This window comes from Wohlfahrtiimonas chitiniclastica, assembly GCF_002252325.1.
Lineage (GTDB): Bacteria > Pseudomonadota > Gammaproteobacteria > Cardiobacteriales > Wohlfahrtiimonadaceae > Wohlfahrtiimonas > Wohlfahrtiimonas chitiniclastica.
Window position 1 is genome coordinate 59640 of the sequence record NZ_NEFL01000004.1, and the last position, 25818, is coordinate 85457.

General features: G+C 42.9%; 22 protein-coding genes, 4 tRNA genes and 1 pseudogene. 12 read left to right on the top strand and 15 right to left on the bottom strand.

Annotation, left to right across the window (positions count from 1 at the left end):
• Positions 1-2 precede the first annotated feature (2 nt).
• From infB to B9T10_RS09565, 7 genes are all read right to left on the bottom strand, one after another.
• Positions 3-2696 (bottom strand): translation initiation factor IF-2, encoded by a 2694-nt coding sequence (gene infB / locus B9T10_RS09535; RefSeq protein WP_094538347.1) that lies wholly within the window; start codon positions 2694-2696, stop codon positions 3-5.
• A 10-nt stretch (positions 2697-2706) separates the two neighbouring features.
• Positions 2707-4197, bottom strand: a complete 1491-nt coding sequence (gene nusA, locus B9T10_RS09540) for a transcription termination factor NusA (RefSeq protein WP_008315992.1) — start codon at positions 4195-4197, stop codon at positions 2707-2709.
• A gap of 22 nt (positions 4198-4219) precedes the next feature.
• Complete coding sequence (gene rimP, locus B9T10_RS09545; protein WP_094538348.1) at positions 4220-4732, bottom strand: ribosome maturation factor RimP; 513 nt, start codon at positions 4730-4732, stop codon at positions 4220-4222.
• Between the two features lie 66 nt (positions 4733-4798).
• Positions 4799-4875, bottom strand: a tRNA-Met gene (locus B9T10_RS09550).
• 50 nt (positions 4876-4925) lie between these two features.
• Positions 4926-6146, bottom strand: a complete 1221-nt coding sequence (locus B9T10_RS09555) for an extracellular solute-binding protein (protein WP_246782190.1) — start codon at positions 6144-6146, stop codon at positions 4926-4928.
• Entirely contained in the window at positions 6131-6514 is a 384-nt protein-coding gene (locus B9T10_RS09560) for a hypothetical protein (protein WP_094538349.1), read from the bottom strand. The genes B9T10_RS09555 and B9T10_RS09560 overlap by 16 nt, the downstream gene beginning before the upstream one ends.
• A gap of 14 nt (positions 6515-6528) precedes the next feature.
• Positions 6529-6840, bottom strand: a complete 312-nt coding sequence (locus B9T10_RS09565; protein ID WP_008315996.1) for a hypothetical protein — start codon at positions 6838-6840, stop codon at positions 6529-6531.
• An 842-nt stretch (positions 6841-7682) separates the two neighbouring features.
• Between B9T10_RS09565 and B9T10_RS09570 the strand changes: the two genes are divergently transcribed.
• Both B9T10_RS09570 and rdgB read left to right on the top strand, forming a co-directional pair.
• Positions 7683-8447: a transporter substrate-binding domain-containing protein gene (locus B9T10_RS09570; protein WP_008315998.1), complete on the top strand. Its 765-nt coding sequence runs from the start codon at positions 7683-7685 to the stop codon at positions 8445-8447.
• Positions 8447-9058, top strand: coding sequence for an RdgB/HAM1 family non-canonical purine NTP pyrophosphatase (rdgB, locus tag B9T10_RS09575; RefSeq protein WP_094538350.1), 612 nt, complete (start codon positions 8447-8449; stop codon positions 9056-9058). The genes B9T10_RS09570 and rdgB overlap by 1 nt, the downstream gene beginning before the upstream one ends.
• Here the strand turns inward: rdgB and B9T10_RS09580 are convergent.
• The 5 genes from B9T10_RS09580 to B9T10_RS09600 all read right to left on the bottom strand — a co-directional run bounded on the left by B9T10_RS09580 (position 9027) and on the right by B9T10_RS09600 (position 12084).
• On the bottom strand, positions 9027-9848 hold the full coding sequence (locus B9T10_RS09580) for an endonuclease/exonuclease/phosphatase family protein (protein ID WP_039950035.1): 822 nt from the start codon (positions 9846-9848) through the stop codon (positions 9027-9029). The genes rdgB and B9T10_RS09580 overlap by 32 nt on opposite strands.
• An 82-nt stretch (positions 9849-9930) precedes the next feature.
• Positions 9931-10006, bottom strand: a tRNA-Thr gene (locus B9T10_RS09585).
• A gap of 78 nt (positions 10007-10084) precedes the next feature.
• Positions 10085-11821 carry a GNAT family N-acetyltransferase gene (locus tag B9T10_RS09590; RefSeq protein ID WP_094538351.1) on the bottom strand — a complete coding sequence of 579 codons (1737 nt, stop codon included), beginning with the start codon at positions 11819-11821 and terminating at the stop codon, positions 10085-10087.
• A gap of 55 nt (positions 11822-11876) precedes the next feature.
• A tRNA-Lys gene (locus B9T10_RS09595) sits at positions 11877-11952 on the bottom strand.
• A 56-nt stretch (positions 11953-12008) separates the two neighbouring features.
• Positions 12009-12084: transfer RNA gene (locus B9T10_RS09600), tRNA-Lys, on the bottom strand.
• Positions 12085-12265: 181 nt separating this feature from the next.
• Between B9T10_RS09600 and B9T10_RS09605 the strand changes: the two genes are divergently transcribed.
• The 4 genes from B9T10_RS09605 to queA are packed head-to-tail and all read left to right on the top strand — an operon-like array spanning position 12266 to position 15620.
• Positions 12266-13213 (top strand): asparaginase, encoded by a 948-nt coding sequence (locus B9T10_RS09605; RefSeq protein ID WP_094538352.1) that lies wholly within the window; start codon positions 12266-12268, stop codon positions 13211-13213.
• Between the two features lie 33 nt (positions 13214-13246).
• The gene (gene lptM, locus B9T10_RS10370) at positions 13247-13366 is read left to right on the top strand and encodes an LPS translocon maturation chaperone LptM (protein ID WP_018122949.1); all 120 of its coding nucleotides are present in this window, start codon (positions 13247-13249) and stop codon (positions 13364-13366) included.
• The gene (gene lysA, locus B9T10_RS09615; RefSeq protein WP_094538353.1) at positions 13367-14608 is read left to right on the top strand and encodes a diaminopimelate decarboxylase; all 1242 of its coding nucleotides are present in this window, start codon (positions 13367-13369) and stop codon (positions 14606-14608) included.
• Positions 14598-15620 carry a tRNA preQ1(34) S-adenosylmethionine ribosyltransferase-isomerase QueA gene (gene queA, locus B9T10_RS09620; RefSeq protein ID WP_094538354.1) on the top strand — a complete coding sequence of 341 codons (1023 nt, stop codon included), beginning with the start codon at positions 14598-14600 and terminating at the stop codon, positions 15618-15620. The genes lysA and queA overlap by 11 nt, the downstream gene beginning before the upstream one ends.
• Positions 15621-15674: 54 nt before the next feature.
• On the opposite strand, the gene B9T10_RS09625 is transcribed toward queA, so the two are convergent.
• Positions 15675-16418 (bottom strand): M48 family metallopeptidase, encoded by a 744-nt coding sequence (locus B9T10_RS09625; RefSeq protein WP_094494028.1) that lies wholly within the window; start codon positions 16416-16418, stop codon positions 15675-15677.
• Between the two features lie 202 nt (positions 16419-16620).
• Between B9T10_RS09625 and B9T10_RS09630 the strand changes: the two genes are divergently transcribed.
• Together B9T10_RS09630 and B9T10_RS09635 are read left to right on the top strand one after the other, a co-directional pair.
• Positions 16621-17307: a metal-binding protein ZinT gene (locus B9T10_RS09630; RefSeq protein WP_094494027.1), complete on the top strand. Its 687-nt coding sequence runs from the start codon at positions 16621-16623 to the stop codon at positions 17305-17307.
• A 145-nt stretch (positions 17308-17452) separates the two neighbouring features.
• Positions 17453-18718 carry an MFS transporter gene (locus B9T10_RS09635; protein ID WP_063455399.1) on the top strand — a complete coding sequence of 422 codons (1266 nt, stop codon included), beginning with the start codon at positions 17453-17455 and terminating at the stop codon, positions 18716-18718.
• Here B9T10_RS09635 and folK read toward each other — a convergent pair.
• Positions 18715-19203: a 2-amino-4-hydroxy-6-hydroxymethyldihydropteridine diphosphokinase gene (gene folK, locus B9T10_RS09640; protein ID WP_008316012.1), complete on the bottom strand. Its 489-nt coding sequence runs from the start codon at positions 19201-19203 to the stop codon at positions 18715-18717. The genes B9T10_RS09635 and folK overlap by 4 nt on opposite strands.
• 289 nt (positions 19204-19492) lie before the next feature.
• On the opposite strand from folK, the gene B9T10_RS09645 reads away from it, so the two are divergent.
• Both B9T10_RS09645 and clpB read left to right on the top strand, forming a co-directional pair.
• Entirely contained in the window at positions 19493-19696 is a 204-nt protein-coding gene (locus B9T10_RS09645; RefSeq protein ID WP_008316013.1) for a cold-shock protein, read from the top strand.
• Between the two features lie 244 nt (positions 19697-19940).
• Positions 19941-22544 (top strand): ATP-dependent chaperone ClpB, encoded by a 2604-nt coding sequence (gene clpB, locus B9T10_RS09650; protein WP_008316014.1) that lies wholly within the window; start codon positions 19941-19943, stop codon positions 22542-22544.
• A gap of 54 nt (positions 22545-22598) precedes the next feature.
• Here clpB and B9T10_RS09655 read toward each other — a convergent pair whose 3' ends face one another.
• Complete coding sequence (locus B9T10_RS09655) at positions 22599-23294, bottom strand: HEPN domain-containing protein (protein ID WP_063455400.1); 696 nt, start codon at positions 23292-23294, stop codon at positions 22599-22601.
• 172 nt (positions 23295-23466) lie between these two features.
• Here B9T10_RS09655 and bioB point away from each other — a divergent pair.
• Positions 23467-24399, top strand: a pseudogene (gene bioB, locus B9T10_RS09660) (biotin synthase BioB); the annotation flags it as partial.
• A gap of 139 nt (positions 24400-24538) precedes the next feature.
• On the top strand, positions 24539-25816 hold the full coding sequence (gene aroA, locus B9T10_RS09665) for a 3-phosphoshikimate 1-carboxyvinyltransferase (RefSeq protein ID WP_094538355.1): 1278 nt from the start codon (positions 24539-24541) through the stop codon (positions 25814-25816).
• Positions 25817-25818 lie beyond the last annotated feature (2 nt).

Consider the following 25818-nt stretch of genomic DNA (forward strand, 5'->3'; position numbering starts at 1 on the left):
AATTAGAGAGTACGCTCCACTTGAACGCGCTCATAAACTTCGATTTGATCGCCCACTTTAACATCATTGTAGTTCTTAACGCCAATACCACATTCCATGCCCATGCGCACTTCGCTCACATCATCTTTAAAGCGACGGAGGGATTCTAACGCACCTTCATAGATCACAATGTTATCACGCAATACACGAATTGGGTTATTACGTTTGATCAAGCCTTCTGTCACCATACAGCCTGCAATCGCACCAATTTTCGGTGATCTGAACACATCACGCACTTCGGCAACACCGATGATGCTTTCTTTGAATTCAGGCGCTAACTTACCGATCAAGGCAGTTTTGATCTCATCGATCACATCATAAATGATGCTGTAGTAATGAAGTGCTAAGCCCTCATCTTCGATGATTTTCTTCGCTGAGTTGTCCGCACGAACGTTAAAGCCGATTACAATCGCATCTGATGCCACTGCTAAGTTCGCATCTGATTCGTTGATACCGCCTACGCCACTTGAAACCACTTTCACAGAGACTTCATCTGTGGATAACTCTTCTAATGCATTGATCAACGCTTCAACAGAACCCTGAACGTCTGCTTTTAACACAACGTTCACAACGTTCATTGCGCCTTCGCTGATGTTCGCAAACAAGTTCTCTAATTTAGATTTTTGTTGTCTTGCCAATTTCACTTCACGGAATTTGCCTTGACGGAACAACGCAATTTCACGTGCTTTACGTTCATCGGCCACCACAGTCACTTCATCACCTGCATTTGGCACCCCTGATAAACCAAGGATTTCCACAGGAATGGATGGACCGGCTTCTGGCACTTGCTGACCTTTCTCATTGATCAAGGCACGCACTTTACCGTATTCTAAGCCCGCTAAAACGATGTCGCCTTTTTTCAAGAGACCTGATTGAACCAATACCGTTGCCACTGTACCGCGGCCACGATCTAAACGAGATTCAACCACCGCACCACGTGCAGGACCTTCTGCAACCGCTGTTAATTCTAAGATTTCAGCTTGAACTAAGATTTGATCTAATAAGTTATCAATCCCTTCACCAGATTTTGACGATACGAAAGCAAATAAGTTTTCACCGCCCCAATCTTCAGAAATGATGCCTTGTTGAGACAATTCAGACAAGATGCGATCACGATCCGCCGTTGGCTTATCAATTTTTGTCACCGCCACAATGATGGGCACATTCGCAGCGCGTGCATGTTGAATGGCTTCGATGGTTTGTGGCATCACGCCATCATCGGAAGCAACCACCAAGACAACGATGTCTGTCACTTTCGCACCACGGGCACGCATTGCGGTAAACGCACTGTGTCCTGGAGTATCTAAGAAGGTGATCACGCCTTTAGGTGTCGTCACATGATAAGCACCGATGTGCTGAGTGATCCCGCCTGCTTCGCCTTTCACCACGTGTGCTTTACGCAAGTAGTCAAGCAATGAGGTTTTACCATGATCTACGTGACCCATGATCGTCACAACAGGTGGACGCGTGACAGGCACTAAATCACTTTCGTTAAAGCCTTGCATCAACTCTTCTTCAAGCACGTTTTCACTCACAAGCTTGTAAGCGTGACCCATTTCTTCCACCACAATTGCGGCAGTTTCTTGATCTAACACTTGGTTGATGGTGACCATTGAACCCATTTTCATTAAGGTTTTGATCACTTCAGCGGCTTTCACTGCCATTTTGTGTGCCAAATCAGCCACAGTGATGGTTTCGCCTAAGACAACTTCAGCCTTTTGAGGGGCAACAGGCTTCGTAAAGCCATGTTTTGTCGGTTGTGCCATTTTGCGTTTTTTACCACCGCCACGACGATTACCACCATCTTCATCATCATAATCAAAATGTGTGCGACCTTTCTCTTTACCACGCTTGCCTGAGGCTTTTTTGCCATCTTCACGCAAATCATCTAAGTCGCGAGGGCTCTTACGATGCACTTTCGCCGCTTCTTTTGCGCGATCAGCCACAGCATCTGCTGCAGGCGCTGTTGCACCTGTTGGTGCAGAAGGTTTCGCTTTTTTCTCTACCACAACATTAGAGACTTTCTTGTCATCTCTTTTGTGTGAACGTGCATCAGACTTAGGTTTATGTTGACCTTGTCCTTTCGGAGTGTTTGATGCTTTCTTTTTACTTTTATCTTCAGTTTTATCGGTATTGTTAAAACTAATTTGTACCTTAGAAACTGTACTTTCACTTGCCATACGAGCTGCATCCGCAATTTTCTGAATTTCTTCGTTTTGCTTACGTTCTTCTTGCAGTTTACGACGCTCAACCGCTTCTTTAGCTGCACGCTCTTCGGCTTCTGCACGTTCCTTTGCAATACGTAAACGCTCTTGTTGTTTTGCTTCACCTTCTGCTTTTGCAGCCGCTTTGGCCACTTGTTCAGCAGATGGAGCAACAGCGGCTGGTGCCGCTGATGTTACTGGTGTCTCTTTTTGAGCAGCTTTTGGCGCTTGCACCGCTGTTTCTGCCTGTTCTGCAACCGCTTCTACGGCTGTGTTCTCAATCTCTGAGTCCACAGGCGCTGCTGCATCACGTTTTACATACGTTTTTTTCTTACGAACTTCAACGGCCACCGTGCGCGCTTGACCCGGCGCACTGGCAACTTTCAATTCAGTATGAGTTTTGCGTTTCAATGTGATTTTGCTTGGTGCTTTTTCTTCTGTTTTTTCTGTCATATGTCACTCCCTATACAAACCAACTCTGTCTTGCTGTCATGATATATTGACTGGCAGTTTCTTCATCAATCGCTGCCATTTCTGCCAACTCATCTGAAGCTAATTCTGCCAGATCATCAGGTGTGCTGACACCTTTCTTAGCAAGTTTATAGGCGAGAATATGATCACCTTCCAACAATTGAATCAAATCAGCACTTGGTGCTTTATCGCCTAACTCTTTTTTCAACGATGCGTAAGATTCCAATGCATTTTTTGCTGCATCTCGAAGGGCTTCGACGATCTCTTCGTCAAACTCTTCAATTTCAAGCATTTCTGCAATTGGCACATACGCCACTTCTTCTAAGGACGAGAAACCTTCACGTACTAGAATTTCTGCCACTTCTTCATCCACTTCAAGCTCATCAACAAACAATTGACTGATGCGTGAAGTCTCTTTTTGCTGTTTATTTTCTGCTTCTTCGGCGCTCATCACATTGAGTTCCCAGCCCGTCAATTCAGAAGCTAAACGCACGTTTTGACCATTGCGACCAATTGCTTGGGACAATTTGTCTTGATCGACTGCGATGTCCATCATGTGACGATCTTCATCCACCACAATGGAAACCACTTCAGCAGGGCTCATGGCATTGATCACAAACTGAATTGGATTATCATCCCATAAAATGATGTCCACACGTTCACCATTTAACTCTTTTGTGATGTTTTGCACGCGAGAGCCGCGCATCCCCACACATGCCCCAACAGGATCAATGCGTTGGTCAAAAGATTTCACCGCGATTTTCGCACGGCTACCAGGATCACGGCTTGCATTTAAGATTTCAATGCTGCCTTGGCTGATTTCTGGCACTTCAATTTCAAACAATGCTTTGATCAATTTTGGTGTGGTGCGAGACAATACGATTTGTGGACCGCGTACATCTTGTACGATGTCTTCTAAAATCGCACGCACTTGATCACCCATTTTGAGCATTTCGCGTGGAATCATGTTCTCTTTTGGTAAATAGGCTTCTACGTTGTCGCCTAAATCCACATACACACTGCCGCGTTCAACTTTTTTAACCGTACCACGCACCAATTGGCCCAATTTTTGGCTATACAATTCAGCCATTTGGCGACGCTCTGCTTCACGCACTTTTTGATAAATGATCTGTTTAGCCGTCTGAGCACCGATGCGGGCAAATGGAATGTTATCCACTTCCTCTTCAACGATGTCACCGACTTGCACATCAGGATCATCTAACTGTGCTGCCGCTAATGAAATTTGTTTTGTCGCCATTTGCTCTTCAGCTGGCAAATCATCTGGCACCACTTTCCATTGACGGAAAGTTTTATAATGACCGGTGCGTTGGTCAATTTCAATTCGTAAGTCTACTTCAACAGGGTAAGAACGCTTTGCTGCAGCTGCTAATGCCAATTCCAATGCTTCAAAAATAATTGTGCGAGAAACGCCTTTTTCATTGGATACTGTTTCTGCAACTGTCATCACTTCTTTATTATTCATAGCTCTGTTCTCTTTAAATCAATCAATTTTTGATAAAAGTTGGTGAAAGGTTTACTTTGTCTAGCAAGCTATAATTGACCGTCAAAGTATCACTCTCAATGTTTTCTGCACGCTTTGCTTTACCCTTTTTACCCGTGGTTTTTGGAATGGCAAAGGTGATGTTGTCGCCATCAATGCTTTCAATGATGCCTTTAAAACGACGACGATTCTCCACAACGCTGATCAGTTGCACTTCCACTTCTGAGCCTAAATAGTCAGCCATTTGCTCTAATGAGAAAAATGCACGATCTAAACCAGGAGAAGAGACTTCTAACGTATAGGGCGTGCTGATTGGGTCATTCACGTCTAATAGGCCTTCAATTTGATGACTCACTTGCGCGCAGTCATCCACATTCACGCCATTTTCTTTATCAATGTATACGCGTAATAGTGCATTTTTGGAGTTCGCATGAAATTCTACGCCCCATAAAATGAAACCCATCGCTGTAATGGATGGTTCGAGTAACTCTGTGAGTCCGAATGGATCCTTGCGCATAACAACACCTCCAAAATGATTCAGCAACGAAAAAGCCCACTTTTTTCAAGTGGGCTTCGTTATAATTGGTTGCGGGAGCCGGATTTGAACCAACGACCTTCGGGTTATGAGCCCGACGAGCTACCAGACTGCTCCATCCCGCGTCTGTGAAGTTCATAACTATACAGCAATTTCTTAAAAATGCAAATATTTATTACAAATTTTGTTGCAATACTTGATTAGGACCAACAAAATCAATCACTTCTGGGCCAATAAATTCCATCTCTGGATTTAACATAATGGCATCCACTTCTGTTTCTTGCGCTAAATTTTCAGCATTTTCTACAGGTTTTTCCATCTCAGAGGCCAATGAAACTCGTTTCACCGGGGCTTCTTTTGTGGCCAACCATGCATTGAAGCGATCCTCTAGCGCTTGTCCATGCTCAGCATAAAATTCATAGTTGAGCAAAATACCACCTTGCAAATTGTGCGGGTGATTCGTCACATACTCAACCGATTCACTGGGCAATAATCGCCAGGCTTGCTGAATCGTTGGGCCATAATACTGGGTGGCTGCCAATTTCAATTGTTGATCAGGCTGCGTCGCATACGAAATGAAAGCATAACTCACTTCAGGTGCTTTTGAAGATTTTAACAATGCATAATAGCGCATCTCATAGAGCACTTGATGGCGAGACACCCCAATGTTATCCACATCATTGCTCAGCATTGCACCATCTGGCGCAACAGACATCACCACCAAACCTTGATCTAGCCACTCTTTGAGACGATTGACATCATTCCACCAAATCACTTCATCGTAAATTTGATCTAACTTCGCCAATGCACGATCCTGCCCCGCTTTTGTGGCCAACAGTGGATACAAATAACTCGGCTTGACGCCATCGGCTAACAGAACGATTTCAAACAAATAACGCGCTTGCTTTGGCAATGCTCGTTTACCTGGGTAACGATTGAAATCAAATAAATCGGACCAATAGGTGGGCGGCACGCCATATTTGTGGATCAATGCATAGTTGAGGGTCATGCCTTGCACACTAAAACCGACACCACATTTTTGCACAGCGCTAGGCGTCAATAACTCTTTGTGCGGCAAATAGCTGTAATCAAACTCAGCCAAACGCCCTTTGTCACGACACTCTTGCTCTAAAATATCGCGGCCAACCGCCACCACATCCCAATATTCAGGAATCTCTTCAGGCAAACGACTCAATCGATCCGCAAAGTGATTTTCTCGGATCGAGACCAAGCCTTGATAGGCAAAAGGATACAAAACCGCTTGCGGCATTGCAGCATGATTGACTTGATCATAACTGATGCTCAAGGCATGAGTGACAGGCATCACAGCCATCAGTGCAAAGCATGCACCGATGGTTTTAGATAACGTGCGCGGTTTGATCATTCTTCCTGCCATATGATTTCTAATTCACCGTCAATAAAGCCCACTGCCACAGCGTCAGAATCACACAATGCATCGGACAATTCGCCTTCGGCATCCATCAACGCCTCTAAGGTTTCAGCAATGGCATCATGAATCTCTTCCCAATCACCCTCAAAATTCTCTTTAGGGATGATAAACATCTCATTGCCTGAATCCCAATTGATGTCATCGGTCCAGTCTTCACAGCTTGCATCAAATGTTGAGGTGCCTGTAATATCCACCAAATAGGCGTCATTTTCCTCATAAATGTTAAAGACATAGGCGACGGTTTCATCCGGAATATCCACAAGAACATCAGAAACCCAGTCGGAAAATGGTTGCAAAATTTGGAGTTGATCCATGATTTACCTCATCATTAAGGATGTTGAAGAAGATGAACAAGCGCTTGTCCACAGGTCAATGTGGCCTGTACATTCAGATCGCCTTGTTCCACCACTTTCAAAAACTCGCGAGTTTTATCCGCAAGCGCCTTGCACTCATACGTTGTGGCTGAACTGCTTAGCTGGTAAACAAAATGGTGAAGTTCTTTGATGCTTTCACCCCTTTGTTCACCCTCATTAGCCGCTTGATGGCTGAGCGTCTCGAGCAATGATGTTAACTGTTCGGCCTTTTCACTAAAGGATTGACGATACTTTTCAAGCAATTCGGTCGGAATTTTTGAGCTCATAATTCAATTTTCAATTGACTTAAAGCGGGTATTTTACCTCAGTTTTTGTGAGAAAGACAAAAAGAATCCACTCGAAAGATCAATCAATTAGCCAATTGACGTGTTTGATTTATCAAACCCCTTCAACCCTTACCTATCTTTACGCTTTACATTTCTTAATCATCACAATATTGAGCCTGTGGATAACTTTGTGAATAACTCTGCGGATAAGCCTGTGAATGAAATGTGGGTAAGTTTTGCCAATAGTTATCCCAAAGTAATCCATAGGGTTTTACACATAGTTATCCACATACTTTTTTGGTTTTTTTATTTTTAATTTCATTAAGTTATGCACAAGCCTGTGGATAACTCGCAATCCTTATCATCATTTATAATATATATATAGCTTAATAAAAAATAGAAGAACCAAAGAGAATTGAATGCACACACAAATGGACAATTGTTTAAATTTTAAACAATCATTCATAAAATCATTTCAATGAATTATCTAACGGATGAAAAAATTACAGACAATGATCTCAATCATCCACAACTGGTGAATCACTTGTGCATAACTTTTAAGATTCATCCATAAGGCTAAAAAGTTATCCACAGGTTTCGCAATATCTGTGCATAAAGATGTGGATAACTCTGTGAATAAGCCTATGAATAATTTGTGGATAAAATCAGAGGAAATTTATAAACAATTTATCCATAGAGTTATACATAAGTTATTAACAATCAAAATCTTATTTATCCATTTGAATTTATTGAAATAATATGAAAAGCTGTGGATAACTTGTCAAACTCATCATCATCCTATATATATAAAGGGTTAATCAATATAAAAGGAGTTATACACAATGATTAAAAAACTATTGCTTGGCTTAGCCCTAACGAGTTCTCTCGCTTTAGCAAATGAACCAATCAAAATTGGGATTGAAGGATCTTATCCTCCATTTAGTTATATGAACCCTGATCGTAGTCTTGGTGGCTTTGAACCAGATTTAGCTAACTTATTCTGTGAAAAGGCAAAATTGAAATGTGAAATCGTGCAAGTTGAGTTCGATGCCCTCATTCCATCATTGAATACAAAAAAAATTGATGCGATTTTAGCCTCCATGTCCATCACAGACCAACGAAAACAAGCCATTAACTTCACCAATAAGTACTACCAAACACCTGCAAAATTTGTAGCACCCATTGGTGAATACAAAGAAATTACAGACGATGTATTAAAAGGAAAATCCATTGGTGTTCAAAGTGGAACTATTCATGAAACTTACGCCAATGAGAAATTTGCCAAGTTAGCAGATGTTCGTAGCTACCGAAATTTAGATGAAGCCATCTTTGATTTAGACTCTGGTCGCATTGATTTAGTCTTTGCAGACAGCGTACCTTTAGATGATGGATATTTGCGTAAAGGTTACGATAAATCTTTAGAATTTGTGGGCCCTGATTATAATGATCCTGAGGTATTTGGCGATGGCATCGGCATTGGTCTACGTAAAGGAGATGATGCATTGATGGAAAAATTCAATGAAGCGATCCTTGAATCTCGTAAAGATGGCAGCTACCAAAAAGTGGCAGATCAATACTTCTCAATTGACGTTTATGGTGCAGAATAATGGAAATCGTTTTAGCGAGTAATAATGTAGGCAAGATTCGGGAGTTCAATGAATTGTTCTCGTCATTGGACATTGTTGTTCGACCACAAAGTGATTTTAACATCGAAGATGCCGATGAATGTGGCCTAAGTTTCATTGAAAATGCAATTATTAAGGCGCGTCATGCTGCAAAAGAGAGTGGCTTACCTGCGATTGCCGATGACTCTGGCATTGTGGTGCCGTACTTAAAAGGTGCACCTGGCATTCATTCAGCCCGTTATAGTCCTGTGAAAGAAGACGATGCGAATAATCGCTTATTATTAAAGAACTTAACAGGTGTTGAGGATAAAGATCGCGCCGCATTTTTTATCTCAGTGCTTGCTTTTGTGCGTTATGCAGAAGATCCAACCCCCCTCATTGCTGAAGGGCGCATTTATGGACGCATTTTGCATGAACCTGTGGGCACGGGCGGCTTTGGCTATGATCCTTTATTCTTCATTGAAGGATTAGGTAAAAGTATGGCAGAGCTTGAATTGGCTGAGAAAAATCAAATCTCTCATCGCGCAAAAGCACTCGCGCACATGAAAGAGCAGCTTAAATTCATTCTTCGCACGACAACTTCAATCGAATAGGATTGTGATCAGAGGCCGAAATGTTATACGTTTTGGCCTCTTTAACATGTAAGCCGCGCACAAAAATATGATCTAAAACTTTACCCATCACTTTTGTGCGTTGATCGATGGGATATTGAATCTCTTTTAAATTGAGCTCGCGAATGAGTCTTTTGACATATAAATAGCGGGATTTTCGCCAGGTATTAAAATCACCCCCTAGGACAATGGGACCCGTATGTTGCTGTAAAATGTCAAAAATGGTGCGAAGTTGCTGCATAAAATCCTTTAAACCCAACGAAAAATTCACCGCATGGAAATTGGCCACCATCAAATGTTGCCCATTTGATAAAGGATAAGTGGCAATGAGCCCAGATTTTGGAAAACGAATCCATGGCTCTGAATATTTTTGTGCACTGTAACAAATGGGTGCTGTTTTACTAATGGTCATCACACCATTGGCATAATGGCCGTCTTTAAAGGCGACCACATGAATGGCTTTAAAAGTGTGGCTACTGATCAGCGACATCAATGTTTCACTCTCTCGAGCCTCTTGCAGCATGACAATGTCCGCTTTATTGAGCATATAGGAGAGCTCATCGATGGCTGCATTTAATTTTTGTTTATAAATGTTCCATGAATAAAGCACAATCTCTGTGTGATCAAGGGTGTGGGCATCAGGCTCATTAATGCAGTATTGCTCACGCTGTCGATCAAAATGATATGGGCTTTTAATGCCATAAATGTTGACGTGATTAACTTTAAAATGGCTGTATTTGTGGCGAATTTTATTGAGTATGGATTTAAACATGGCGTCACAGAAAATAATTATAATGATTTTATCTTAGCACACAGGCATAAAAAAACCCTGCGTTAAGCAGGGTTTTTAAATATGGTGCCGGCACTCGGAATTGAACTGAGGACCTACTGATTACAAGTCAGTTGCTCTACCAGCTGAGCTATACCGGCGTTGTTTCTTGAAGAGGTTTGCATTATAGGGAGAAGGTTTCAGTTTGTCAAACCTCTTTAGATGAAAATTATGATCAATTATTGATCATTTTGCAGGATTTGACGCTGTAATGCAGAAAATACGGCTTCTTTAGGCTTTTTATGTTGCTGATGTGCGGTTAAAATTTTGATATCTAACGCATCAAAAGGTGCAGGTTTAGCAATGGTTTGTAGGCAAGGATGTACAGATGTATGCACAAAGGGCGCATCTAACAAATGATATGCATCAGCGCGCCATTTTTGTGCCATCCGTTCGATCAATGTTTGCATTGCATCGGTCAAAGGATACAGCAAAATGGCGGCATGTAAGCCTGTGGTTTTATCGCGATGCGTGCCCATGTGCACCCATGTAAAGCCTGCTTGTTGCCAAAAGCTCAGTAAATCCTCTGTGAGCCCAAAGCTTGTGGAGATGAAATCATATTGATGAACTTTGGCATATTCGATGAGGTGCATGAGCATATTGCTCGCAATTCCTTGATGGCGATGGGCATGATCCACCGCAATGCGTGAAACACGCAGGCTTTTTTTGGTCATGAGTTCAGGATAATAGCTGTGCGCCCCTAAAGTTTGCACCACTAAATTACCTTTCGGGCGACGATAACCATTAAAGATATCCACAGCCAAATCTGTGGATAACTCGCCTTCTTTCAGCGCCCAAATGGCACCGCGAAGTGTTGAGTTCTGCACATCTGTAATAAAAAGTTGATTGTGCCCATCAAACAGGCGGCGCACATCTTGGGCATTGGTTTGATAATGGTGCGCGTTGAGAAATTGATAGAGTGCTTGAATGTACTCGCTCTGGCTTTGCAGCGCGGTCAATCCATCATGATCATAGAGATTTAAGCCTTCTGGCAAACTTTCTGTACAGGGTTCTTGTAGCGCGATGGCTTGGCAAAAGCGCGCTAAAGGATCTTGATCATCAAAGCGCTGGCTTTTTGTTAAAGTGAGGGCTTGCTCAATCGGGAGGATTGCGTGCAACTTTTGCGCAAGGCCTTGCCCTGTACCTTCATAGTTATCCACAGAGGAGATGAGGATAACTTTATGCGCCAAAGCACTCAATTTTTCCAAGTGTGCGATGGGCATTTGTGCAGCCTCTTCGATGATGAGCCACTCAAAACTTTTAGGGGCATGGTTCAAAAAAAGATCATCTGGTGCCTTAAAGTTATCCACATGCTGTGCATAACGTTTGAGGGAAGGTTGATTTGGTGCTGTGAGCACAAAGTTATCCACAGCTTGTAAGAAATGAGCAATGACCGTCGATTTCCCTGTACCACGCGGTGCAAATAAGGTCAGGATGCCTGTGGAAAAGTTTTTGAGCTGTGTAATGATGTACTGTTGCTCATTTGTGAGCATGACGTCTGTTGCTGTTATTGCATTGTGCTGAATGTTTTCTAAATCAAAGGGTTGAGCATAGCGAGCTAAGCATGCATTTAAATGTTGCTGAAAATGAGGTGTGGGGATGCAAGTGTTATGAAAACGGGCACTTTGTGGATCATCTCCATTAAAATGAGGGGCGATGATGGCCATTGCGCCGTTATCTTCGATGGTGTGCGCAGCACAGAGAAAATAATCGAGCGCAAAGCCATCTCTGGCATCAAAAATGAGTGCGGGCAATGTTTGTCCAAGCAAGGCTTTAGCATATTTTAAAGGATGTGCATGCGGTAAATCAGCCGCATCAGAGAGCACCACAAGATCTTGGCATTGTGTTTGCCAAGCAGTGATATTGTCTGATAAATCATCGGTTTGATGTGCATGAATCACCCATAATGTGCGCATACAATCTCCACATAGCAAAAAAGCCTCTAGTCAACGACTAGAAGCTTTTGGAATTTGGTGGGTCATGAAGGATTCGAACCTTCGACCAATTGGTTAAAAGCCAACTGCTCTACCAACTGAGCTAATGACCCGTTATTTGTCTCTAACGGAAAAAGAAAAGCATCTATAATTTAGATGCTTTGGAATTTGGTGGGTCATGAAGGATTCGAACCTTCGACCAATTGGTTAAAAGCCAACTGCTCTACCAACTGAGCTAATGACCCGTCAGAGGTTTGCTATTATAGGCAAATAATTATAAACGTCAAACTTTTTTTACAAAAAAAATTAAAAAAATTGTATAAATTTTAAAATCATTGAAATATCAATAAGATATATTGTATGCATTTGATGAAAATTCCGGCATACTAAGACGCAATTTTATGATGAAAAAAAGGAAAAAAGATCATGGATGCTAAAAAAATAGTCATTATTGGCACAGGTGGCACGATTGCAGGCAATGCCACAAGTGATCAAGAATTGGTCAATTATGCAGCCGGTGAAAAAAAGGCCGCTGAATTATTGTATGGATTGCCTGTGCCTGAAGAGATGACGATTGAAACCATTGAGCTTTGCCAGATTGACAGTAAAGACATGTGCTTTTCCATTCTTAAGGCATTGGCCGAATGTGTGAATCAGCAATTAGTGCGTGATGATGTTGATGGTATTGTCATCACTCATGGTACGGATACGTTAGAAGAGAGTGCTGTTTTTTTAGAATGGACGCTCAATTTTACTAAACCTGTCGTCTTAACAGCAGCAATGCGCCCTTCCACTGCGATCAGTGCAGATGGTCCGTTGAATTTATTGGACAGTTTACAGGTTGCAGCGCATGGCGTTGCAGGTTTATGGGCTGTGATCAATAACACCATTTATGTAGGGCATGAAGTGGTGAAGTCACACACCTTAAAAGTGGATGGTTTTTGTGCAGATGATTTTGGTGCAATTGGTCATATTTTGAACGGCAAAGTGGAGTTTTATAAGAATGTTAAAGTGGATGATAAAATGAAACTTAGTATTGAGGCATTGCCAATGCTAGAGGATGACTATCCTTGGGTGGAAATTGTCTACAGTGATGTCTCCGCCAATCCACGCATGCTCACAGCGCTTTTAGAGGCCAATGTTGAGGGTTTAATCATTGTGGGCACAGGCAATGGCACGGTGCATGAAAATTTATTGCCAGTATTAATGCACGCATCTTGCCCAGTTGTATTGACAACGCGCGTGCGAGCAGGGAAAGTGGTGAATGATCAATATGGTTTATTACACGCGCCTTATAGCCATCCTGCGAAAGCACGCATTTGGTTGGTTTTGCAGTTATTAGCGCATGGCGCTCGCTGCAACAATTCGTTATAATTTTTCCCTGATTGGAATCAAGAGATTAGAGTTATGAAAAAGATTTTATGTGTGGTGGGTTTGAGCTTCTTTTTACACGCTTGTGGTCAAAAAGGACCGTTGTACTTACCAGATCAACATTCAACAGAACAACAATCATCATCGGAGCGATAAATGTCCCAATTGACATCTCACATTGAACAAGTGGCCATTGAAGATTTGGTCAAAACTTACGGCACCCCACTTTATGTGTATTCAAAAGCAAGCATCACAGAAGCGTTCAAACGTTATCAAGATGCCTTTGGCGCACGAAAGCATCTGGTCTGTTATGCCGTGAAAGCGAACAGCAATTTATCCGTCATTCGTTTATTGGCAGATTTAGGGGCAGGTTTTGACATTGTCTCGCGTGGTGAATTATTGCGTGTGTTAAAAGCGGGCGGTGATCCGACCAAGGTGATTTTTTCAGGCGTGGGTAAAACGCGTGAAGATTTGCGCTTTGCGTTAGAAACGGGCATTCATTGTTTTAATGTGGAGTCAGAAGCTGAGCTTTATAGGCTCAATGAAGAGGCTGGAAAATTAGGTTTAATGGCGCCAATTTCATTTCGCGTGAATCCTGATGTGGATGCAAAAACCCACCCTTATATTTCTACCGGCCTTCGTGAAAATAAGTTTGGCATTCCGTATGATCAAGCCGTGCGTTTATATGAAGCGGCGCATCAATTGCCACACATTGCCATTAAAGGGATTGATTGCCACATTGGTTCACAATTGACGGAATTATCCCCGTATTGTGATGCGGTTGATCGCATGTTGACACTGATTGATGCCTTAAAAGAGAAGGGCATTGAGCTTGAGCATTTTGACATGGGCGGTGGTCTTGGCATTGATTATCAAGGGGAAACATTGATCACACCACAAACTTTGGTGGACATGATTTATGAAAAATTGGGTGATCGCGATTTAATGATGACGATGGAGCCAGGGCGCTCGATTGTGGGTGATTCTGGTTACTTATTAACAGAAGTGATTTTAACAAAAGAGAATGAAGGCAAACATTTTGCCGTGGTTGATGCTGCCATGAATGATTTGATTCGCCCGGCGCTTTATGAATCATGGATGCGCATTGAAGCAACTCAAGCGAGTGATGCGCCTGTGCATAACTATGACATTGTGGGACCTGTGTGTGAAACTGGCGACTTTTTGGGTAAAAATCGTGATTTGGCATTGTCAGCCGGTGACATTTTAGTGGTCAAACAAGCGGGTGCATATGGTTTTGTGATGAGTTCGAACTATAATACACGTGGACGCGCCGCCGAAATCCTCATTGATCAAGATCAGGCTTACTTGATTCGTGAGCGCGAGCGCTTAGAAGATCTATTTGCCAATGAAAAAGTAGTGAGTTTTGATGAAAGATAAAATTTCCGATTACGATTACCATTTACCTGAATCGTTGATCGCACAGTTTCCAAAAGAGGATCGTGAATCCTCGCGTTTGTTGGTGGCAAAAGGGGATGAGATTGAAGATAAAATTTTCAAAGACATCATCGACTATATTGAACCGGGTGATTTATTGGTGATTAACAATACGCGCGTATTGCCAGCGCGCGTGTTTGCCCATAAAGAAACGGGTGGGGCGGTTGAGATTTTGGTTGAGCGCTTATTGAGTGAAACCTCATTTTTAGCGCAAACCCGTGCAAGCAAATCGCCAAAAGAGGGGCAGATTATTTATGTAGAAGATCAGCCTGTCTTTAAAATGGTGGCAAGAGATGACAGTTTCTTTATTTTTGAAACGGTCGATGGTAGTGCTGTGTTTCCCATTTTAGAAAAAATGGGGCACATGCCATTGCCGCCTTACATTGTGCGTGATGACAGTGATTTTGATAAAGAGCGTTATCAAACGGTTTTCAGTAAAGAGAAAGGTGCTGTTGCCGCGCCAACGGCCGGTTTGCATTTTACGAAAGAGTTGATGCACGCGATTGAAGAGAAAGGTGCATCCTTTGTGGAAGTGACGCTTCATGTCGGCGCCGGTACATTTAAGCCAGTGCGTGAAGAGGCGCTTGATCAGCATGTGATGCATAAAGAGTGGATCTCTGTCCCACAATCCGCCATTGATCGCATATTAGCCACGAAAGCGGCAGGTAAGCGTGTGATTGCTGTGGGCACAACCGTGTGCCGCTCATTAGAAACCGCTGCACTTGATGGCACGTTCAAAGCCTTTGAAGGGGATACAAACATCTTCATCAAGCCAGGCTTTGAATTTCATGTGATTGATGCTTTGATCACCAATTTCCATTTGCCAAAATCCACATTGATGGTGCTTGTGTCCACTTTTATGGGCTATGAACGCATTCAGAAAATTTATCAACATGCAGTGGATGATCAATATCGTTTCTTCAGTTATGGTGATGCGATGATTTTAATGCCTTAAGCATGACACTAAAAAAGCCATCCATAGTCATTCATGGGTGGCTTTTTTTATGGATTATTTTTGATCTGCCAACATGCGCTGACGAATGTTGTTCGAGCGTTTTGATGAAGCTGGGTGCGTACTGAGCAATGAGCTGCCACCACCTAATTTATCAAATGCAGAGGCGATGCCGGCTGGGTTAAGGTTGCGCTTTTTCAAATAATCATACGAAAAGTTGTCCGCCGCCAATTCTTGGGATTGAGAGAATTGAGAATTCACCAATTTTTGCGCCAAATCGCCCAATTGTGAGCTCGTTAAATCCGCAATGGAGCTGTTGGCAGTTTTGACGATGGTGTTGCGCGCGAGTTCTGTTGCATAAGCCACTTGTACGCTTTTTTTGCTGTGCCCAAGCGCCACATGACCGAGTTCATGACCGAGCACACCTTGGATTTCATTGTCCGTCATTTTATCCATCAAGCCGCTGTAAACGCGTACGCAGCCATTGGCCATCGCCCATGCATTCACATCATTGGTTAGGTAGACTTTATAATTGACAGGCGTGCCATTGACATTGTGACCAAGCGCATTGGCAATGCGATTGAGGCGCTGAGCATATGCGCTATTTGCCGGTGCCACTTTATTTTTCAAGTCCATTTCTTGGCAGGATTTTTGTGTCAATTGTTTGATGTCATTGTCAGACAACGACATGATTTGTGCGCTTTGCATGCCAAGAGACAGCGTATCTTCTAAGGATAAACCTTTACATGCCGTTAAGGTTAAAAGTGCTGCCGATGCAATGAGCCAACGTGATGTGTGCATATGATCCTCATTATTGTTGTTAATGTTTCACGTGAAACGTTTTGAATGGTGCAAATTATACAGAAAAATTCTGCAAAATGATGCAAATTCCTGCAGGATCAAGGCAGTTATGAGAATGATTCTTGTTTGCGTAAAAAGTGTTCAGTCAATACAGAAAATCCTATGCTATAACATTGATCCCTTTAACTTTTAGGAGAGTAACATGCAGCATAAGCAGTTGTTATTGGCCCTATCGATGGCGATGGGTTTATCACTTTCTGGCGCATTTGCCCACGGCTCGCATGATCATGACCACGATCATAGCCATCACCATCATGGGCATCATCATGCTCCGATGACGGAAAAACAGATTCAAGCGAGCAAAGGCTATTTTGAGGATCAAGATGTCAAAGATCGTTCATTGAGTGATTGGCAAGGTGCATGGCGTTCTGTTTATCCACTCATTTTAAGCGGTGAGCTTGATGCTGTGATGGAGAAAAAAGCGGCGGATAAAGGCGATCAAACGGCACAAGAGTACAAAGCATATTACACAAAAGGTTATGCCACCGATGTGGAAAACATTGTGATTGATGGCAATGTGATTGCCTTTCATGCGAAAGAAAAATCCACATTTTGTGAATATGCACCTGCAGGGCATAAAATTTTAACGTATCGAAAGGGCAACCGTGGCGTGCGCTATCTTTTTGAGTGTCAGCAAAAGGATTCAGGTGCGCCTTTATTCATTCAGTTCAGCGATCACATCATTGAGCCTCGCGCGGCGGATCATTTCCATTTGTACATGGGCAATGAGTCCCAAGAAGCGTTGTTTGATGAATTGAGCAATTGGCCGACCTATTATCCTGATGCATTATCAAATGCAGAGGTGGTCGAAGAGATGTTGGCGCACTGATGAAACGGATATTTTGCTTTATTTTATTCATTGATCCAAACATAAGCCTCGTGTAATCACGAGGTTTTTTTATGTCCGCAACACAGGGCAAAATCCATTCATTTGGAGTAAGATGCGAATTTTGTTGATCAACTCTAGGATGGATATGAAACAAGCATTGACTCGGTCAGACATTAAAACGCTCTCGCTCTCCTCATTAGGCGGCGCGTTGGAGTTTTATGATTTCATTGTCTTTTTGACCTTTATTCCCATTTTAAAACAGCACTTTTTCCCTGAGCAATCGGGACTTGATTCTTTGATGATGATTTATGGCATCTATGCGGTGGCCTATTTTGTGCGCCCATTAAGTGGCATGATTTTAGCGCCCTTTGGCGACATTGTGGGGCGTAAACGCATGTTTATGATCTCGCTCTTTTTAATGGCAGTGCCAACCTTAGCCATCGGTTTATTGCCCACATTTGATGACATTGGCGTTTGGGCGCCGCTCTTATTGCTGTGCATGCGTTTATTGCAGGGGATCGCGTTAGGGGGCGAAGTGCCAAGCGCGCATGTTTTTGTCACAGAGCATGTCAAATCGCATCATATGGGGCTTGCCAATAGTTTAATTGCTGCAGGGCTCACCTTTGGGGTGTTCATTGGTTATGCCATTTCCACCTCATTGAACTTCATTTTTACGGAAGCTGAAATCCACGCATATGCATGGCGTTTTCCTTTCATCATTGGAGGTGGCTTAGGGTTATTGGCGCTCTATTTGCGTCGTTCATTGCAAGAAACGCCGGTCTTTTTACAATTTAAAGAAGAGCGCAAAAAAAGCAGCGAATTCCCCATGAAAACAGTGCTGCAAAAATATTTAAAAGAGAGCTTTTGGGGCGTCATGAGCACGTGGCTATTGATGACAGGCGTCATTATGGTGCTGCTCATTCCAAATTTAATGAAGTCAGAACTTTATGGATTGCCTGCAGATTTTGTCAATAAAATTGCATTGTTGGCCACGGCAATGAACATCATTGGCAGCGTGATTGCTGGCTTATTGGTGGATCGGATTGGCTTGCCACGCACGATGATTGTGTTTGCGACGATTTTAGGCATCAGTAGCACGATTTTCTTCAATGCTCTTGGGCAGGGCGGCGATCACACCCTGATTGCATTATTATATATGGCAAGCTCACTCTTTTTAGGCTTAGTGGCGTGTGTGCCGATCTTCATTGTGCGTTTATATGAGCCGCGCGTGCGTTTATCAGGCATGGGTTTTTCTTATAACATTGGGAATGCACTCTTTGGTGGGCTCACCACATTTTTAGTGCCCGTGATCGCTGAGCAATTGAATGAGAACTTTGTCACCCATTATCTGATTTTCCTTTGTGTGCTTGGCGTTGCCTTAGGCTTTGTGGCCAAGCGCTTTCGCCTTTAAAGATCTAAAGGAATCACATAATCTTCAGGGTCATTGCGGGCAATGAGATCGGCAATCGCACCTTGTGGCAAGATTAAATCGGGCGCAATTTCATAAAGGGGGATCAACACAAAATTGCGCTCGTGCATTCTTGGATGAGGCACAATGAGCGCGGAATCATCATTGACCCAATCCTCATAAAGTAATACATCTAAGTCGAGCGTGCGCGCGCCAAAGCGAACTGTGCGCGTGCGTCCATGCTTGAGCTCAATGGCTTGTAGGGCATGCAAAAGCTCATAAGGTGATAAAGCGGTTTGCAAGGCAATCACTGCATTGATGATGTCAGGCTGCTTTGGGCCTATGGGTTTGGTGCGATAGAATTTTGAACATTGAATGATTGAAGTATTGGGTAATTGTGCGATCTCTTCAAGGGCTGTTGTGAGCTGTGCGACTGGATTTTCAAGATTTGCGCCCAGTGCAATGTAGGTGGTTGATAATGAATGCATAATAATGGATGAAATTCGGTGATCAAAAGCTCATCATATACGCTTTTTTATTGCATGCAACTCTCGCTTTTAATATCAATGGGTTATGTATTTTATGATACAGCGTAGCAAAGACACAGTTGCGGTATTTTGATTAATATTTCATTTATTTGATCATTTTTGTTGCAAAGCATACAAATAACACGTAATGTAATGAGCATCACTATTAGATTTGTGGTGAGGCTTATCCATTTGGGTAAGTGGTTTGAAAACGACTATGAATATAGTCACTCTTTGTTTGAGGTTAAATATGCGTATCGGAACTGTAAAATGGTTCAATGAGTCTAAAGGTTTTGGTTTCATCACTCCTGAAGATGGTTCACCAGATGTATTCGTTCACTTTTCAACGATTCAAGGTGATGGCTTCCGTACTTTAGCGGAAGGTCAGAAGGTAGAATTCGAAGCTAAAGAAGGCGACAAAGGTTTACAAACTACTGTTTGTCGTGGTCTTTAATAGACTCTATTACACTGATATATAATAAGAAAATGTGTTTTAAGATATTGTTCTCAACTGAGAGTGAATATAAGTATTAAAACGTATCTTTCTATTGAATTAAACCCCGGTTCTGATCGGGGTTTTTTTGCACCTCAAAAAAGCTGTGGATAACTTTGTGAATCGCTCTTGTTTTTTTTAATTTCAGTCCCATTATGTTAGTCAGCAAAGATTAATAAAAAATTACTGATAAGGAGAACCAACGATGAGTTCAGAAAAATTTACAACAACCTTAACATCAGCACTATCCGAGGCTCAAAGCATTGCCATTGAGCATCACAACCAGTTTTTAGAACCCGCTCATGTTTTGCTTGCCATGCTGAAGCAAAAAGATGGCTCTGTGTTGCCAATTTTGCGTCAGTGTCGCGTGAATGTGAACCGTTTGACCGATGATGTTGAAGCATTGATCAAGAAAATGCCACAAGTTGAAGGCACCAATGATTTTCAAGTGAGCAAAGAGTTTCAACGCACATTGATTGCCGCTGAAAAGGCCGCAAATGCGCGTGGGGATCAATACATCTCCTCAGAGATCTTTTTGCTTGGCATATTAGAAGAAAAAGGGGCGCTCACCGACCTTTTAAAAGATGCCGGTTTGAAAAAAGAGACATTATCAACCGTGATTGACAATTTACGCGGAGGTGAAGCGGTGAATGATGCAAATTCTGAAGAGAACCGTCAGGCACTCTCTAAATACACCGTAGATTTAACAAAGCGTGCTGAAGAGGGCAAACTCGATCCTGTGATTGGCCGTGATGATGAGATTCGTCGCTGCATTCAGGTCTTGTCACGCCGTACAAAAAATAACCCTGTGTTGATTGGTGAGCCAGGTGTGGGTAAAACTGCCATCATCGAAGGTTTAGCGCAGCGCATTGTCAATGGCGAAGTGCCAGAAGGCTTAAAAAACAAATCCGTTTTATCTTTAGACATGGGCGCATTGATCGCGGGGGCAAAATTCCGTGGGGAGTTTGAAGAACGCTTAAAAGCTGTACTCAATGAGCTTGGCAAACAAGATGGCCGCATCATTTTATTCATTGATGAAATCCATACAATGGTGGGCGCAGGTAAAGGCGATGGCGCAATGGATGCAGGCAACATGTTAAAACCTGCATTATCACGCGGTGAGTTGCACTGTATTGGTGCGACAACGCTCGATGAATATCGTCAATACATTGAGAAAGATCCAGCCCTTGAGCGCCGTTTCCAACGTGTATTGGTGGATGAGCCGACAGTGGAAGACACCATTGCCATTTTGCGTGGTTTAAAAGAGCGCTATGAGATCCACCATGGTGTGGAAATTACGGATCCTGCGATTGTTGCTGCGGCAACTTTATCAAACCGTTACATTACGGACCGTCAATTGCCGGATAAAGCGATTGATCTTATTGATGAAGCAGCAAGTTTGGTGCGCATGGAGATTGACTCTAAACCTGAAGAGATGGATAAATTAGATCGCCGTTTGATTCAATTGAAAATCGAGCGTGAAGCCATCAAAAAAGAGAAGGATGATGCCTCTAAAAAACGCTTAGAAATTTTAGAGCAAGAGATCGAAGACTTATCTAAAGAGTATTCAGATCTTGAAGAGGTTTGGAAAAAAGAGAAAAGCGTGATGCAGGGCGCAACTTCCATTAAGGAAGACTTAGAAAAAGCGCGCAATGAAATGGAGGCGGCTCGTCGCTCTGGGGATTTAGCGAAAATGAGTGAGTTGCAATATGGCCGCATTCCTGAATTAGAGGCACAGCTTAAAGAAGCGCAAGCAAACGAAGGGGATGTTGAACGTAAAAATCAACTCGTGCGCACGAATGTGACGTCTGAAGAGATTGCAGAAATTGTCTCTAAATGGACAGGCATTCCGGTCACGCGCATGCTAGAAGGTGAGCGCGAAAAATTGTTGCACATGGAAAGCTTCTTAGCGAACCAAGTGATTGGGCAAAAAGAGGCGATCTCTGCGGTGTCTGATGCTGTGCGCCGTTCTCGTGCAGGTTTGTCTGATCCTAATCGTCCGATTGGCTCCTTCCTATTTTTAGGGCCAACGGGTGTCGGTAAAACAGAATTGACCAAAGCATTGGCCAACTTCTTGTTTGACTCAGAAGCCGCGATGATCCGCATTGATATGTCCGAGTTCATGGAGAAACATTCCGTGGCACGCTTGATTGGTGCGCCTCCAGGCTATGTGGGTTATGAAGAGGGTGGTTATTTAACTGAAGCGGTGCGTCGCCGTCCATATTCTGTGATTTTGTTGGATGAAGTGGAAAAAGCGCATCCGGATGTGTTTAACATTCTTTTACAAGTGCTTGATGATGGTCGCTTAACCGATGGCCAAGGCCGCACCGTGGACTTTAAAAATACGGTGATTGTGATGACATCGAACTTAGGTTCGAGCATCATTCAAGAGCAAACCCATGCGCTTTCGAACATGGATGAGAAAGATCAATACGAAGCGATTAAAGCCTCTGTGATGGATGTGGTTGGGCAACATTTTAGACCTGAATTCATCAACCGTATTGATGACATTGTGGTCTTCCATCCGCTTAATAAAGAGAACATTCGTTCGATTGCAAAATTACAAGTGGATCGCGTGATCAAGCGTTTAGCGGATCAAGAGATCGAGTTGGCCATCACAGATGGTGCATTAGATGAGTTGGGCGAAGTGGGTTATGATCCTGTTTTTGGTGCGCGTCCATTGAAACGTGCGATTCAGATTCATCTAGAAAATCCATTGGCGAAATCTTTTTTAAATGGTGAATTTAAGCCAAAAGATCATGTGCTCATTGGCGATGATTTATCGTTCCACGTGAAACATCATGAATAAGTGACACAAAAAACCTCGGCACTGCCGAGGTTTTTTATGCCCATTTTCCCATTATCAATCATGAATCACTGGATAAAATGGGCGACCCCAAATGGGATCTTCAGGATTATTGAGCACCACAATGGCAAACACTGGCACCAAATGACTGAGTAAACCGCAGGCTTGTTGTAATTGTTTGCGGTTTAAACGGCTGCCAAAGCTAGAGCCACCATGAAAAATTTGATTGCGAAGGGTATAAATGCGCTCAAACAAAATGAGGAGCAATGTTTTGGTGTCATGGTTTTTAAGAGATTGATTTGCTTTAATGTTTTCATCTTCAAAGCGAGCGCGCCAATAACTTTCAGGTTGATCGGTTTCTTGATTGTGATAATCCCAAAATGGGCGAAATGCGTAGTGATTTTTCAAGAACATATGAATTTGAGAAGAGAATAAATCCCATAAAATCTTCTCTAATTTATCCCCCTCTTTTTGCACCATGATGTGGATGAAGTCTTTAAAGCGCTCTTTATCATCCTGAAACCCTTGGCAGGCATAAATGGCATTAAATGCCACCCATAGATTCATAAATTGCATGTCTAATGTGTCGGGTAATTTATGTTTATTCGGTTTGCTTGGATGTGGCACGGGCGTGCGTAAACGCTCGGCGCTGTTGAGCCAACTCAATGTGCGATAAATGCGGTGTTGAACTTCAGCAGGCAAGCTGTCATTTTTTTCTTTGAACTGTTTTTCTAATACTTTTAGATAATGCATAGCATCCTCATTTTGATTGTTGTTTATGGGTTTTTATGATCACAATTTAACACAATTGGTATTTTGATGAGGCTGAGTTATGTAAATCATATGAATTTAATTCTGGTTTACATTCAGCCCAACTTTCCTCTATGATATGGGGCGTTACCATTATTATTAATCTGAGAATCGTATGAGTAAAAAAGTTTGGACCATTGAAGAAGCCGATGCGCTCTTTAAAAAACCACTGTTTGAATTATTGTTCGAAGCCCAGCAGGTGCATCGTCAGCATTTTGACCCAACCAAAATTCAAGTGAGCCGTTTGTTATCCATTAAAACAGGTCGCTGCTCTGAAGACTGTAAATATTGCTCGCAAAGCGTGCATCATGACACAGGTTTAGAAGCAGAAAAATTGATGGAAGTGCAAAAAGTCATTGAGGCTGCGAAAAAAGCGAAAGAAGATGGCGCGAGCCGTTTTTGTATGGGCGCAGCTTGGCGTAACCCGAAACCTCGTGACATGCCTTACATCAAAAAAATGATTGAAGAGGTCAAAGGCCTTGGCATGGAAACCTGTATGACGCTTGGTCAACTCACAGCAGAGCAAGCAAATGAGTTGGCAAATACAGGTTTAGATTACTACAATCATAACTTAGACACTTCCCCTGAATTTTATGGTGAAATTGTCACCACGCATAATTATCAAAACCGCTTAGATACATTAGATCATGTGCGTAACTCCGGCATGAAGATTTGTTCAGGCGGCATCATCGGTTTAGGCGAATCACAAAAGGATCGCGCATCTCTTTTGGTGCAATTAGCGAACATGCTCACACCGCCAGAAAGTGTGCCCATTAACCGTTTGATCCCGATTCAAGGCACGCCATTAGGTGGCAATGATCCTGTGGATGATTTTGACTTTGTGCGCACGATTGCTGTGGCGCGCATCATGATGCCAAAATCCATGGTGCGTTTATCGGCTGGCCGTGAAAGCATGAGCTCTGAATTACAAGCGTTATGCTTTATGGCAGGTGCTAACTCCATTTTCTATGGCGCTAAATTATTAACCAGCCCAAATGCGGATGAAGATGTGGACAACGCACTCTTTGAGCGTTTGAACTTAACACCTGCAGAGAGCCCAATGATCGATGCATGTTGATCCACACATCAGACCATAGTCACAAGTGCCCTTCAGTGTTAAACTTTAGGGCACTTTTTGTATGATATGTTGTATATTTCTAATTCAATGATGATCAAATGGGTGATGTATGGAAACATTAGCGCTTTCTAAAGTGACACACGCAGCAGGGACAATGACCGTACCCGGCTCAAAAAGCATTTCAAATCGTGCGCTATTATTAGCCGCATTGGCCGATGGTAAAACCCATTTGAAGGGTTTATTAGACAGTGATGATGTGCGCTATATGACTGAAGCTTTACTCACGCTTGGCATTCAAATTGAACCCATCAGCCCGACAGAATGCATCATTGAAGGCAATCAAGGTCATCTACCAAATAAAGAGGCAGAACTCTTTTTAGGCAATGCAGGCACGGCATTTCGCTCTTTAACGGCGGCGCTTGCCCTCAATCAAGGGCATTATGTATTGCGCGGCATTCCTCGCATGCATGAACGTCCGATCAAAGATTTGGTGGAAGCCTTGCAATCGATGGGGTTAATGATCCACTATTTAGACAACGAAGGTTATCCGCCCCTTGAGATTTTTGATGCAGAGGTGATGCATTCTGAAGTTTCAGTCAAAGGCTCGGTGTCTAGCCAATTTTTAACGGCGCTTCTTTTAACTCTCCCGATGACAAAAAAGGCGATGACCATTCACATTGATGGCGAATTGATCTCAAAACCTTACATCACCATTACTTTAGCGATGCTCAAAGACTTTGGCATTGTGGTGGAAAATCGCAATTGGCAATCGTTTTACATCCCGGCAGGGCAAACTTATCAAGCGGTGGCGCATTATGATGTTGAAGGTGATGCATCAAGTGCCTCTTATTTTGCTGCCCTTGGCGCCATTGGCGGTGAGATTACGTTGCAAGGCATCGGCACACAAACCATTCAAGGCGATGTGGAATTTTTGCGCGCCCTTGAAATGATGGGGGCAGAAGTTGAGTGGCATGGCCATCATGTCGTGGTGACAAAGCCTGCATCAGGATTGCGCGCCATTGATTTAGATTGCAATCACATTCCCGATGCAGCCATGACATTGGCTGTGCTTGCTTTGTTTGCCAAAGGCACAACCACTCTTCGCAACATTGGCAGTTGGCGCGTGAAAGAGACCGATCGCATCCATGCCATGGCCACAGAGCTCACTAAACTTGGCGCGATTGTGGAAGAAGGTGAAGATTACCTGGTCATTACGCCTGTTGATCAGCTCAATGAAAATGTCTCGATTGGCACATATGATGATCACCGCATGGCGATGTGTTTTTCATTGTGCAGCTTTTTAGTGCCCGTGATCATTGAAGATCCGGCATGCGTGAATAAAACTTTCCCCACATACTTTAATGAATTTAAAGCATTGGTGCGCTGATT

Excerpts from the sequence above, each read along its gene's own strand:
- infB (WP_094538347.1), bottom strand. The coding sequence starts at position 2,696 with ATGACAGAAAAAACAGAAGAAAAAGCACCAAGCAAAATCACATTGAAA.
- nusA (WP_008315992.1), bottom strand. The coding sequence starts at position 4,197 with ATGAATAATAAAGAAGTGATGACAGTTGCAGAAACAGTATCCAATGAA.
- rimP (WP_094538348.1), bottom strand. The coding sequence starts at position 4,732 with ATGCGCAAGGATCCATTCGGACTCACAGAGTTACTCGAACCATCCATT.
- B9T10_RS09555 (WP_246782190.1), bottom strand. The coding sequence starts at position 6,146 with ATGGCAGGAAGAATGATCAAACCGCGCACGTTATCTAAAACCATCGGT.
- B9T10_RS09560 (WP_094538349.1), bottom strand. The coding sequence starts at position 6,514 with ATGGATCAACTCCAAATTTTGCAACCATTTTCCGACTGGGTTTCTGAT.
- B9T10_RS09565 (WP_008315996.1), bottom strand. The coding sequence starts at position 6,840 with ATGAGCTCAAAAATTCCGACCGAATTGCTTGAAAAGTATCGTCAATCC.
- B9T10_RS09570 (WP_008315998.1), top strand. The coding sequence starts at position 7,683 with ATGATTAAAAAACTATTGCTTGGCTTAGCCCTAACGAGTTCTCTCGCT.
- rdgB (WP_094538350.1), top strand. The coding sequence starts at position 8,447 with ATGGAAATCGTTTTAGCGAGTAATAATGTAGGCAAGATTCGGGAGTTC.
- B9T10_RS09580 (WP_039950035.1), bottom strand. The coding sequence starts at position 9,848 with ATGTTTAAATCCATACTCAATAAAATTCGCCACAAATACAGCCATTTT.
- B9T10_RS09590 (WP_094538351.1), bottom strand. The coding sequence starts at position 11,821 with ATGCGCACATTATGGGTGATTCATGCACATCAAACCGATGATTTATCA.
- B9T10_RS09605 (WP_094538352.1), top strand. The coding sequence starts at position 12,266 with ATGGATGCTAAAAAAATAGTCATTATTGGCACAGGTGGCACGATTGCA.
- lptM (WP_018122949.1), top strand. The coding sequence starts at position 13,247 with ATGAAAAAGATTTTATGTGTGGTGGGTTTGAGCTTCTTTTTACACGCT.
- lysA (WP_094538353.1), top strand. The coding sequence starts at position 13,367 with ATGTCCCAATTGACATCTCACATTGAACAAGTGGCCATTGAAGATTTG.
- queA (WP_094538354.1), top strand. The coding sequence starts at position 14,598 with ATGAAAGATAAAATTTCCGATTACGATTACCATTTACCTGAATCGTTG.
- B9T10_RS09625 (WP_094494028.1), bottom strand. The coding sequence starts at position 16,418 with ATGCACACATCACGTTGGCTCATTGCATCGGCAGCACTTTTAACCTTA.
- B9T10_RS09630 (WP_094494027.1), top strand. The coding sequence starts at position 16,621 with ATGCAGCATAAGCAGTTGTTATTGGCCCTATCGATGGCGATGGGTTTA.
- B9T10_RS09635 (WP_063455399.1), top strand. The coding sequence starts at position 17,453 with ATGAAACAAGCATTGACTCGGTCAGACATTAAAACGCTCTCGCTCTCC.
- folK (WP_008316012.1), bottom strand. The coding sequence starts at position 19,203 with ATGCATTCATTATCAACCACCTACATTGCACTGGGCGCAAATCTTGAA.
- B9T10_RS09645 (WP_008316013.1), top strand. The coding sequence starts at position 19,493 with ATGCGTATCGGAACTGTAAAATGGTTCAATGAGTCTAAAGGTTTTGGT.
- clpB (WP_008316014.1), top strand. The coding sequence starts at position 19,941 with ATGAGTTCAGAAAAATTTACAACAACCTTAACATCAGCACTATCCGAG.
- B9T10_RS09655 (WP_063455400.1), bottom strand. The coding sequence starts at position 23,294 with ATGCATTATCTAAAAGTATTAGAAAAACAGTTCAAAGAAAAAAATGAC.
- aroA (WP_094538355.1), top strand. The coding sequence starts at position 24,539 with ATGGAAACATTAGCGCTTTCTAAAGTGACACACGCAGCAGGGACAATG.